Source organism: Paracraurococcus ruber (assembly GCF_004353985.1).
GTDB lineage: Bacteria > Pseudomonadota > Alphaproteobacteria > Acetobacterales > Acetobacteraceae > Paracraurococcus > Paracraurococcus ruber.
This window is the reverse complement of sequence record NZ_SMOA01000189.1, coordinates 1-11182: the sequence shown is the minus strand read 5'-3', so window position 1 is coordinate 11182 and position 11182 is coordinate 1. Positions and strand designations below refer to the sequence as shown.

The window sequence follows — 11182 nt, the reverse complement described above, 5'->3', positions numbered from 1 at the left end:
CGGGCGACGGGGAAAGGCCAGGGCGCCGCGGCCGCTGCCCCGGCCTTCGCCGCGCTGCCGCTGCTGGGCCGGCGCGCCGGCGCCGCGCTGGTGGTGCCGGGCCTGGACCCGGAGGCGACCCGCAGCCTGGCCGAGGAATTCCTGCGCGAGATGCGGCTGGCCGCCGAGGCGCTGGGCGGTGCCGAGGCGGCGGAGGCGGAGGCTGTGGTGGCGGCCGCGCATCGGCTGGCCGGCGCCGCGGCGACGCTGGGCGCCACCCGCCTGGCCACGGCGGCGCGCCAGCTTCAGGGCACGCTGCGCCAGTTGCCGCCGGATGCGGCCGAGGCCCTGCGGGCCGCGGTGCTGGAAGTGGCGGACGAGACCGTTGCGCTGCTGGAGGCGAGCCGCACGCCGGTGCCGGATCGGCGGACCGACATCGCCGCCCTCTGACGCGGCGCGACTGCCCGCCCCCCGCGCAGACTGCCGCCGGCGGCGCCATGCGGCCGCGTCCGCCGGGCCGGCTTCGGGCGCCGCGCATGGCATGTCGCTTGCTGCCCCACGCGCACCGGCCGGTCCGCCTCGGCGATCGGCAAGCCCCGCTGCCGGGGCGCCGCCACACGCCTTCGATCGGAGACGCGGATGAGCCTGATTCCCGGCGGGATGCCCCCGGCCGAGCGCGACCTGGCGGGCTATGGCCGCACGCCGCCCGACCCGCGCTGGCCGGACGGGGCACGGCTCGCGCTGTCCTTCGTGGTGAATGTCGAGGAAGGCGCCGAATTGTCGCTGGCCAGCGGCGACGAGCGGAACGAGGTGGTGCCGGAGACGCGGCAGCATGTGGAGGGCGCGCCCGACCCCTGCATGGAGACGCATTTCGCCTATGGCAGCCGCGTCGGGCTGTGGCGGGTGATGAACCTGCTGGACGCCTTCGGGGTGAAGGCCACCTTCTCCTGCTGCGGCCGCGCCGTCGCCGCCACGCCGGCGCTGGCCAGCGCCCCGGCGATGGCGGGACACGAGATCAGCGCGCATGGCTGGCGCTGGCAGATGCATGCCGGGATGGAGGAGGCGACCGAGCGCGCGGTGATCGCCCGGACGGTTGCGACCCTGGCGGAGGCCGGCGGCGCGCGGCCGCTGGGCTGGCACACCAAGTCGGCGCCCAGCGCCAACACGCGGCGGCTGGTGGTGGAGGAAGGCGGCTTCCTCTACGACTCCGATGCCTATGACGACGACCTGCCGCGGCTGGTGCAGGTGGCGGGCCGGCCGCATGTGATCCTGCCCTACAGCTTCGACACGAACGACATGCGCTTCGCGCCGGGCCAGGGCTTCGTCTTCCCCGAGGACTTTTCCAGGTATTGCACCGGCGCCTTCGACTGGCTGCTCCGGGAAGGCCGGACGCAGCCGAAGATGATGTCCGTAGGGCTGCACCTCCGCACCATCGGCAGGCCCGGCCGCATCCGCGGACTGGAGCAGTTGCTGGAGCATGTCACCCGCGTGCCCGGCGTCTGGATTGCCCGGCGCATGGATATCGCGCGGCACTGGCGGGCGCTGTCGGGCCTGCCCGCATGAACTCCGACAACCCGGTGGCGCGGCTGCTGGCGGGGCCGGCGCGCGCGGTCGCCATCATCGGCGGCTGGTGGCTGCTGGCGCTGGCCTTCCTGACCTGCGTGGAAATCTTCGGGCGGAAATTCTTCGCCTTCTCGCTGCAAGGGGTGGACGAGATCGGCGCCTATACGCTGGCGGTCTTCTCCACGCTCAGTTTCGCGCATGCGCTGGTGACGCGGTCCCACACCAGGGTGGATTTCCTGCTCGGGCACCTGCCGGCGCCGCTGCGCGCGGTGCTGAATGCGCTGGCCTTCCTGCTGCTGGCGGCGCTGGCGATCTATGCCGCCTGGCGCGGCTGGGCGGTGCTGAAGGAAAGCCTGCTGTTCCAGAGCCATGCGAATTCCCCGCTGCAGACGCCGATGTGGCTGCCGCAATCGGCCTGGCTGGCCGGGCTGGCGGCCTTCGCCATCGCCGCCGGCCTGTTCGCCGCGCATGCGCTATGGCTGCTGCTGACCGACTGGCGGAAGGTGAACCGCTGGTACGGGCCGATGACGCTGGAGGAGGAGGTGCAGGCCGAGGCCGGCGCGGTCCTCGCGCGCGGCGCCGACAAGGCGGGCGCGGCATGATCGGCGTGGGCGAGGCGGCGATCGGCTTCGGCATCCTGGTCGCGCTGCTCTTCCTCGGCCTGCATGTTGCGACCGCGATGTTCCTGGTGGCGGTGCTGGGGGCGAGCCTCTACCTCAGCCCGGCGCTGGTGGAGGCCTTGGGAACGCAGCTCTGGGCCTCCATGGAAGACTATGTCCTGCTGTCCATCCCGCTCTACATCCTGCTGGGGGAGATCCTGGTGCGGAGCGGCAGCACGGACCGGCTGTACCGCAGCCTGGCGGACTGGCTGAACATCCTACCGGGCGGGCTGCTGCACACCAACATCGCGGCCTCCGCCATCTTCTCGGCGGTGTCGGGGTCCTCCGTTGCCACCGCCGCCACCGTGTCGACGGTCGCGCTGCCCAGCTTCCGCAGCCGCAAGTATGACGAGCGGCTGGTGCTGGGCTCCATCGCCGCCGGCGCCTCCCTCGGCAACCTGATCCCGCCGGGCATCGCGCTGATCGTCTATGGCGCCATGACCAACACCTCGGTCGGGCAGCTCTACGCCGCCGCCGTGGTGCCGGGCATCCTCATGACGGTGCTGTTCATGGCGACCATCGTGCTGATGGCCTGGCTGAAGCCGCACTGGGTGAGGCAGCAGGAGGTGCAGGACCGGCTGTCGGTGCGGCTGAAGCGGCTGGTGGACCTGCTGCCGCCGCTGGTGATCTTCGCCATCATCATGGGCAGCATCTACAGCGGCTGGGCGACGGTGACGGAAAGCGCGGCGCTGGCCGTGGTGGCGGCGCTGCCGATCGCGGCGCTCTACGGGCGCCTGTCGATCCGCATGCTGCATGACTGCTTCCTGGCCACCGCCAGCCTGACGGCGATGAGCCTGCTGATCCTGGCGGTCGCCTTCTACCTGAATTTCGTGCTGGGGCTGCTGGGGGTGACGCCGGCGCTGGGCGCCTTCGTCACCCAGCTCGGCGCCACGCCGCTCGAGCTCATCCTGGCGCTGACGGTGTTCTACCTGCTGCTGGGCGTATTCTTCGAGACGCTGCCGATGCTGGTCGGCACCGTGCCGGTGGTTTTCCCGGTCATCATGGCGGCCGGCATCGACCCGGTCTGGTTCGGCGTCTTCATCGTGCTGATGTGCGAGATCTCGCTGATCTCGCCGCCCGTCGGCATGACGCTCTATGTCATCCAGGCGGTGCGGAAGGAAGGCACCATCGCGCAGGTCTTCGCCGGCACCGTGCCCTTCTTCCTGGCGATGGTGGTGATGACGGGGCTGCTGATCGCCTTCCCCGGCATGGCGACCTGGCTGGCGCGGCTAACCTACGGGTAGCTGGCCCTTGACGTGGGCGGCGATGTCGCGCCGCCGCGCCACCCAGACCTTGTCCCGCCGCGCGGCGAGGGCGCGCAGGATGCCCTCCACCGCGCGGAATCGCGCCGGGCGGCCGCAGATGCGGAGATGCAGGCCGATATTGAGCAGCTTCGGGACGCCGCGCTCGCCTTCCTCGATCAACTGGTCCATCGCGGCTTCGGCATAGTCCACGAATTGCTCCGGAACGACGAAGCCGTTGGGGTGGAAGAATTTCATGTCGTTGCAGTCGAGAGCATAGGGCAGCACCAGCATCGGGCCGTCCCAATAGGGCAGGTCGTCGTCGAAGGCGTTGCTGTCGTACAGGTAGCCGTGCTGCGCCAGCAATTCCCTGGTCCAGGGGCTCTGGCTGCCACGGCAGAAGAAGCCGACCGGGCGCTCGCCGGTGGCCGTCTCGATCGCCGCGGTCGCGCGCAGCAGGCTGGCTTCCTCTTCGGCGCGGCTGGTGAAGTCGGCATGCGGGCGCCAGACCCAGCCATGGTTGGCGGCCTCATGCCCGCGGGCGATGCAGGCGCGGGCGAGATCGGGCGTGCGTTCCACTGCGCGGCCGCACATGAACCAGGTGACCTGCACGCCGTGGCGGTCGAAGGCCTCCAGGAAGCGGCCGAGCCCGGCGCGGGTGCCGTAGGAGAAGATGCCCTCCTGCCCGAAATCGCGGCGGCCGGGCGGCACCACGCTGATCACCTCGCCGATGCGCTCGTTCTCCGGGTCGCCGGCCTCCACGGCCATCTCGGCGCCTTCCTCGTAATTCACCACCAGGGAGACGGCGAGGGCGGCGCCGCCCGGCCATCGCAGGCGGGGCGGGTTCAGGCCGTAGCCGAGCAGGTCGCGGCGCATGCGGATCTCCCTTCGGGGCGGCGGTGGTCGGCGCGGTTCCCGATCCGGCATCGATCTTGCAAGCATCGGACCGGTTTCCGCCAGCCCGGGAGACATCATGTTCCGCCAGATCCTGTTCGCCGCCGGCCTGCTGCTGGCTGGCCTGCCGGCCTTCGCCCAGTCCCCCGTGCCGCTGCGCGCGGTCGGGCATTTCAGCCAGAACACCAAGCAGATCGAGATCGAGCGCGCCTTCTACGCCGCCCTCCCGGGGCAGACCGGGATCCCCTTCCAGGTCACCTTCAACCCCATGGACCAGATCGGCGTGCAGGCGGCGGATGCGCTGCGGCACCTGCGGACCGGCGCCTTCGACGTCATGGCCGTGCTGATCGGCCAAGTGGCGCGAGACGAGCCCTTCTTCGACGGCCTCGACATCATCGGCGTCTCCACCAATGTGGAGGACCTGCGCAAGGCGGTGGAGGCGGGGCGGGAAGCCTTCGACCGTCGCCTGCAGGAACGCTTCAACGCCAAGGTCATGGCGATCTGGCCCTTCGGCCCGCAATACTTCTTCTGCAACGCGCCGGTGCGCAGCGTGGCCGACCTGCGCGGCCTGAAGGTGCGAAGCTACACGCCGAGCATGACGGCGCTGCTGACGCATCTCGGCGCCTCCCCCGTGACCTTGCAGTTCTCAGAGGTCTATCCCGCCCTGCAGCGCGGCCTGGTCACCTGCGGCGTGACCTCGGCGGTGTCGGCCTATGCCGGCAATTGGGGGGAGGTGACGACGCACACCTTCCCGCTGTCGGTCGCCGGCGGCGTGCAGGGCCATTTCATGAGCATGGCCGCCTGGCGGCGCTTCTCGCCGGAGCAGCAGGCGGCCCTGGTGCGCGCCTTCCAGGGCCTGGAGAAGCAGATGTGGGACTTCGCCGCGGTCAGCGACCAGCAATCGCTGGACTGCCTGGCGGGCAGGCCGAGTTGCGAGGGGCGGAAATTCACCTCCGTCATCGCCGCCGTGCCGCCCGAGGACGATGCCAAGGTGCGGGAGGCGGTGACCAGCGTTGTGCTGCCGAGCTTCCGCGACAGCTGCAACCGCATCTGGGGCGAATGCAGCGCGGTGTGGAACCGCACGGTCGGTGCGGCCCGCGGCTACACCATTCCCTGACGCGCTGGTCCCTGACGCGCCGGCGGGGCGGAGCGGCGCCCCGGCCGCTCCGCCCCGGGCCGCAGCCCGGCGCGGCTGTCAGGCGCCCTTCACGCCGCCCGCCGTCAGCCCGGCGACGATCTGCTTCTGCGCCACCAGGGTCAGCAGCAGCACCGGCAGCGTCACCAGCAGCGCCGCGGCGGACAGCGGGCCCCAGGCGATCTGCTCGAAGGTCAGCATGTTGTTCACCGCGACCGGCAGGGTCCGCGTCTCCCGCCCCGCCAGCACCATGGCGAAGACGAAGTTGTTCCAGGAGAAGATGAAGGCGAGGATGGTCGCCACCGTGATCCCCGGCCGGGCCAGCGGCAGCGCGACATGCCGGAAGGCCTGCCACAGCGTCGCGCCGTCCACCAGCGCCGCCTCCTCCAGCTCCCCCGGCAGCCCCTCGAAGAAGGAGATCATCACCCAGACCACGATGGGCACGGTGATGACTAGGTGGGAGATGACGATCGGCACCAGCGTGCCCGTCAGCTCCAGCCACTGGAACAGCAGGAAGAGGGGGATGAGGTAGGAGAGGCCGGGCGTGATCCGCGCGATCAGGATCAGCGCCGCCGCCCGGATCGCCCGCATCTTGGCGATGCCGTAGCCCGCCGGCACGCCGACCAGCAGCGCGAAGCCGGTCGCCGAGAAGGACACCACCACGCTGTTCCAGGCATACAGGAGAAAGTCGTTCCGCGCGAAGACCTCCCGGTAGTTGTCCAGCGTCGGCGGGTCGGGGACGAAGACCGGCGGCCAGGCGGTGTTGTCCAGCTCGGTCTTCAGCGACAGCGAGAGCATCCAGAGGAAGACCAGCACCGCCGGCGAGACCAGCGCCAGCACGGCCAGGCCGAAGCCGGCATCGGCGGCAAGGCGGCGCAGGCGCCGGGCCAAGGGCGGGCGGTGTTTGGCGACGCGCGCGGGCGCGGCGCCCGTCACGTGACCTTCACCCGCTGCCGGGTCCAGAGCAGCAGCGCCGCCAGCAGCATGATGATGGCGAAGAAAACGACCACCACGGCACTGGCGTAGCCGACATTGTAGAAGGCGAAGGCCTGCAGGTAGAGGAAGATGTTGATCGTCTCGCTGGCCTGGCCCGGCCCGCCCTGGGTGATGACATAGATGGTGTCGAAGGCCTTCAGCGCGTCGATGGTGCGGATGATCAGCGCCACGACGATGAAGGGCAGCAGCAGCGGCAGGGTGATGTGGCGGAAGGCCTGCCAGGCGGTGGCGCCGTCGATCCTCGCCGCCTCGTAGGGGTCGGTCGGCAGGGAGGCGAGGCCACCGAGGATCAGCAGCATCACCAGCGGGGTCCAGTGCCAGACCTCCACCAAGACCAGCGTCGGGATGACGGTGTCGGCGGAATAGACCCAGAGCGAGGGCGGCAGGCCCACCTGCGACAGCAGCCAGTTCAGCACGCCAAGCTGCGGATGGAACATCATGGTCCATACCAGCGCGACGGCGACCGGCGTCGCCATCATCGGCAGGATGAAGACCGTGCGCGCCAGGCCGCGCAGCGGAAAGCGCCGGTGGAAGCACAGCGCGGCGGCGAGGCCGAGCAGCATGGGCAGCACCACCGCCAGCGCTGTGTAGAGCAGGGTCCGCGCCACCGCCCAGCCGAAGCGGGCATCGCTGAACAGCTTCTGGTAGTTCTCCAGCCCCACCCAGCGCCGCGCCCCGCCCAGGTGCCAGTCATGCGCGGACACGTACAGGGTGAAGAGCCAGGGGAAGAGGATGACGGCAACCACCACCACCGCGGCCGGCACCACGAACCAGGCGTAGCGGCGGGCGTAGTTGGGCCGGCGGCGCGGCGCGGCGGCCTCCGCCGGGCCGGCCAGGATGGCGGCGTCGCGCGGCACCGCGCCCTGCCCGCTCAGCTTTCCCGCTCGCTCTGCTCCAGGATGGGGCGGAATTCGGCGGTCGCGCGCCGCAATTCCGTCGCCACGTCGGCGCCGCTGATGCTGTTGGTCAGCGCGGTGCCGATCACGTCGCGGAACTGCGTCACCGGCACGATCTCCGGCAGGCCGGCGCGGGCAATGCGCGCGCTCGCCTCCAGCGTCTGGAAGAAGTCGCGCGGGAAATGCGACTGGGCGATCGCCTCCTCGTTCCGGAAAGGGCTGCTGCGGGCCGGCACGCCGGCGCCGCTGGTCAGCCATTTCAGCTGGTTCGACTTGCCCAGCGCCCACTGGATGTAGAACCAGGCCGGGCCCTTCTTCCGCGACGCCTCCGGGATGCCGTAGCCGGCGCCGAACAGCGCGCAATGGTGGTTGGGCCCCGGCCCGCGCGGCACCACCGCATAGCCCACCTTGCCGGCAATGCGGGATCGGGCCTTGTCCTCCAGGGGTGCCGCGAAACCGATGCCGTCCACCCACATGGCGGCGCGGCCCTGCATGAAGGTGGTCTGGCACTCGTTCCAGTTGAAGCCGATGGACCCGGGCGGCGAGACGTCGCGCAGGAATTTCTTGTAGGTCTCGCCGGCCCAGACGGCGTCCGGCGTGTCGGTGATCAGCTGCCGGTTGGCGTCGATCATGTCGCGCTGCGCGGTGCCCAGCAGGTAGCTGGACCACAGCACCACATTGGCGTTCTTGAGCCCCCGCCCGATATGGCCGTGGATCTGCTTCGACGGATCGGCCAGGCGCTTCGCCGCCTCGAACATCTCGTCCCAGGTGGTGGGCACCGCGACGTTGCGCGCCGCCAGCAATTCCTTGTTGTAGTAGAGGATGAAGTAGTCGGCGCCGGCCGGGCAGCTGTCCAGCCGGCCATCGGCCTGGGTGGCGTACTGCACCATGCCCTGGCCGTAGTCGCCGAACTCGAAATCCGGCGCGGTCAGCGATGCATCGGCGATCAGCGGCCGGATGTCGGTGTTCCACTTCGCCTTGCCGACCTGCCGCTTGTTCACGTGCAGGCTCACCTCGGTGACGTCGAAGCTCGGCCGGCCGGACGCGTATTCGACGATAATCTTCTGCCGGTGCTGCTGCTCCGGCACCACTTCCAGCCCGACCTTGATGCCGGTCAGGTCCTCGAATTCCTGGTTGTTCCTCTGCAGGAACTGGCCGCGCGGGGACAGCTGGACGGTGACCTCGATCCGCTCGCCGCGGAAGCGCCGCCAGTCGAACCGGCTCTGGGCATTGGCGCGTTCCACCTGGCCGGGCGCAGCCAAGGGGACAAGGATGCTTGCCGCACCGGCCCGCAGCGCCATCCGGCGCGTGATGCCGCTCATCGATGGATCCTCCCGCAGCGGGGGCAGGTCCGGCCCGCCCGTTGCGGCGATGGTCGGCCGAATGCGCAGCGCCGGCAAGCCCGTTCCACGGCCTTGCGCGGCGCTGCGCCATTCCACGGTAGCCTATTGTTTTCAGAGCGGATTCTTGCGGCCGGGCCTTTGGCCCCGCGGCGATCCGCTCTAGGCTGCCGGGCAACAGCCGGGGGGAGGAGCGAGGGAATGCCGCGTCTCGATGGACAGGCCCTGCCCGAGGATTGGCGCGACGGCTGCCTGGCCGCGCGGGTGATGACGCCGGAGGGTCCCTGCGCCGTCGCCGTGCTGCGCGGCGCCGCCTTCGACATGACGCCGGCCTTCGGCACCGTCAGCGCCTGGCTGAACGAACCCGACCCGATCGCCGCCATCCGCCAGCGCGGCGTGCCCATGCCGCTCGACCTGCCGGCGGCGCTGGCGAACAGCGGCCACAGCCGGCGCGGCACCGACAAGCCCTGGCTGCTGGCGCCGGTGGACCTGCAGGCGGTGAAGGCCTGCGGCGTCACCTATGTCCGCTCCATGCTCGAACGCGTCATCGAGGAACGCTGCCGCGGCGATGCCAGCCAGGCCGAGCGGGTGCGCGCCGAGATGCGCGGCATCCTGGCCGGCGGCGACCTGTCCGCGGTCAAGCCCGGCAGCGCGGAGGCGATGCGGCTGAAGGCGGCGCTGGTCGAGAAGGGCTGGTGGAGCCAGTACCTGGAAGTCGGCATCGGCCCGGATGTCGAGATCTTCACCAAATGCCAGCCGCTCGCCTCGGTCGGGCCCGGCGCGCTGATCGGCGTGCATCCGGTCAGCCACTGGAGCAACCCGGAGCCCGAGGCGGTGCTGGCGGTGAATGCCCGCGGCGCCATCCTGGGCGCCATGCTCGGCAACGACGTGAACCTGCGGGACGTGGAGGGACGCTCCGCCCTGCTGCTCGGCCGCGCCAAGGACAACAACGCCTCCTGCGCGCTCGGCCCGGTGCTGCGGCTGTTCGAGGCGGGGTTCACCCTGGACGACGTGCGCGGCGCCGAGATCACGATGAGCATCGAGGGCGCCGACGGCTTCCGGCTGGAGGAGACGGGCCCGGTCGGCGCCATCAGCCGCGACCCGAAGGACATCGTCGCCCAGCTCATCGGGCCGCACCACCAGTATCCGGACGGCGCGGTGCTGTTCCTTGGCACCCCCTTCTCGCCGGCCAAGGACCGCGGCGCGCCGGGCATGGGCTTCACCCACAAGCCGGGCGACGTGGTGCGCATCGCCTCGCCGCGCCTGGGCGCGCTGGTGAACGAGGTGGCGCGCACCGATGCCTGCCCGCCCTGGGGCTTCGGGGCGGGCGCGCTGTTCGCCAACCTGGCGCAGCGCGGGCTGCCGCGGCGATGACGGCATCCGCTGGCCGCGGCGCCGCCACCTCCCAGGCAGCGGGGCCGCACGCGACCCCCGGGATGGAAGGCGGCGGTCCTGGCCGGTCCGATGACGCCGCCGAGGAGGCGGGCCGGCTGGATCGCGGCGACGGCGTCGCGCTCGCCTGGCGCCGTCGCCCCGGGCGCGGGCCGGGCGTGGTCTTCCTCGGCGGCTTCAACAGCGACATGACGGGCACCAAGGCCGAGGACCTGTCGGCCTTCTGCGCCGAACGCGGCCAGGCCTTCCTGCGCTTCGACTACAGCGGCCATGGCGCCAGCGGCGGCCGGTTCGAGGCGGGCACGATCGGCCGCTGGGCGGCGGATGCGGCGGCCGTGCTGGACGCGCTGGCCACCGGCCCGCAGATCCTGGTCGGCTCCTCCATGGGCGGCTGGATCGCCCTGCTGCTGGCGCTGCGGGGCGCCGAGGGCGCGCTCCGCGATGCCCAGCACCGGGCATGGCATGTCTCGGCGCTGGTGGGCATCGCCGCGGCGCCGGACTTCACCTCCCGGATGGAGCAGGCGCTGACGGCGGAGGCCCGCGCCGCCCTGGACCGCGACGGCGTCTGGTACCGCCCCAGCGCCTATGGCGACCCCTATCCCATCGCCCGCGCGCTGATCGAGGACGGGCGCGACCACCTGCTCCTGCACGCGCCGCTGCCCATCGCTGTGCCGGTGCGGCTGCTGCATGGCCAGCGCGACCCGGACGTACCCTGGGAATTGGCGCTGCGCATCGCCGCGCAGGTCACCGGCGACGACGTGCAGGTGCTGCTGGTGAAGGATGGGGACCACCGCCTGTCCCGCCCGCAGGACCTGGCGCTGCTGCGCCAGGTCCTGGCGGCGCTGTCGGCCGGCTGAGGCGGCCACCCGCCGCGCCGTCCGGTTGGGATGCCGCCAAGGCCTCCGCGCCGCACGGGGCCGCGGAGGCCCCCATCGCGCCCGGCCGCGCCGGGTGGGCGAAGGCCAGCGCCATGGGCCTTGCCGATGCCGGAGGCGGCGATGACAGCGACGGCGTCGCGCGGGCCGGGCATGCGGGCGACCCCTGGCCTGGGATGCCGCCGGTGCCGGCTGCCGCCGGCCGCGCCGCC

11 protein-coding genes are annotated in these 11182 nt (G+C 71.5%); 7 read left to right on the top strand and 4 right to left on the bottom strand.

Annotated elements, in window-relative coordinates:
• From E2C05_RS23375 to E2C05_RS23360, 4 genes are all read left to right on the top strand, one after another.
• A partial coding sequence (locus tag E2C05_RS23375; protein ID WP_192912511.1) for an Hpt domain-containing protein occupies positions 1-429 on the top strand: 429 nt, incomplete at its 5' end.
• 189 nt (positions 430-618) lie between these two features.
• Positions 619-1542, top strand: a complete 924-nt coding sequence (locus tag E2C05_RS23370; protein ID WP_200305802.1) for a polysaccharide deacetylase family protein — start codon at positions 619-621, stop codon at positions 1540-1542.
• A complete protein-coding gene (locus E2C05_RS23365; protein ID WP_133222051.1) occupies positions 1539-2144 on the top strand; it encodes a TRAP transporter small permease subunit in 606 nt (201 codons plus the stop codon). Before E2C05_RS23370 ends, E2C05_RS23365 begins: the two co-directional genes overlap by 4 nt.
• Positions 2141-3445: a TRAP transporter large permease gene (locus E2C05_RS23360; RefSeq protein ID WP_133222050.1), complete on the top strand. Its 1305-nt coding sequence runs from the start codon at positions 2141-2143 to the stop codon at positions 3443-3445. Before E2C05_RS23365 ends, E2C05_RS23360 begins: the two co-directional genes overlap by 4 nt.
• On the opposite strand, the gene E2C05_RS23355 is transcribed toward E2C05_RS23360, so the two are convergent.
• Positions 3431-4318 (bottom strand): polysaccharide deacetylase family protein, encoded by an 888-nt coding sequence (locus E2C05_RS23355; RefSeq protein ID WP_133222049.1) that lies wholly within the window; start codon positions 4316-4318, stop codon positions 3431-3433. The genes E2C05_RS23360 and E2C05_RS23355 overlap by 15 nt on opposite strands.
• A gap of 97 nt (positions 4319-4415) precedes the next feature.
• Between E2C05_RS23355 and E2C05_RS23350 the strand changes: the two genes are divergently transcribed.
• Entirely contained in the window at positions 4416-5453 is a 1038-nt protein-coding gene (locus E2C05_RS23350; protein WP_133222048.1) for a TRAP transporter substrate-binding protein, read from the top strand.
• 78 nt (positions 5454-5531) lie between these two features.
• Here the strand turns inward: E2C05_RS23350 and E2C05_RS23345 are convergent, their stop codons facing one another.
• From E2C05_RS23345 to E2C05_RS23335, 3 genes are read right to left on the bottom strand one after another with little or no spacing between them, the layout of a single operon-like run.
• Positions 5532-6362, bottom strand: coding sequence for a carbohydrate ABC transporter permease (locus tag E2C05_RS23345; protein ID WP_240046853.1), 831 nt, complete (start codon positions 6360-6362; stop codon positions 5532-5534).
• Positions 6363-6403: 41 nt separating this feature from the next.
• Positions 6404-7324, bottom strand: coding sequence for a carbohydrate ABC transporter permease (locus tag E2C05_RS23340; RefSeq protein WP_200305800.1), 921 nt, complete (start codon positions 7322-7324; stop codon positions 6404-6406).
• 14 nt (positions 7325-7338) lie between these two features.
• Positions 7339-8685 carry an ABC transporter substrate-binding protein gene (locus tag E2C05_RS23335; protein WP_133222047.1) on the bottom strand — a complete coding sequence of 449 codons (1347 nt, stop codon included), beginning with the start codon at positions 8683-8685 and terminating at the stop codon, positions 7339-7341.
• Between the two features lie 219 nt (positions 8686-8904).
• On the opposite strand from E2C05_RS23335, the gene E2C05_RS23330 reads away from it, so the two are divergent.
• Together E2C05_RS23330 and E2C05_RS23325 are read left to right on the top strand one after the other, a co-directional pair.
• Positions 8905-10077 (top strand): fumarylacetoacetate hydrolase family protein, encoded by a 1173-nt coding sequence (locus E2C05_RS23330; protein WP_133222046.1) that lies wholly within the window; start codon positions 8905-8907, stop codon positions 10075-10077.
• Positions 10074-10952, top strand: coding sequence for an alpha/beta hydrolase (locus E2C05_RS23325; protein ID WP_274607305.1), 879 nt, complete (start codon positions 10074-10076; stop codon positions 10950-10952). The genes E2C05_RS23330 and E2C05_RS23325 overlap by 4 nt, the downstream gene beginning before the upstream one ends.
• The last annotated feature ends 230 nt before the right edge of the window (positions 10953-11182 follow it).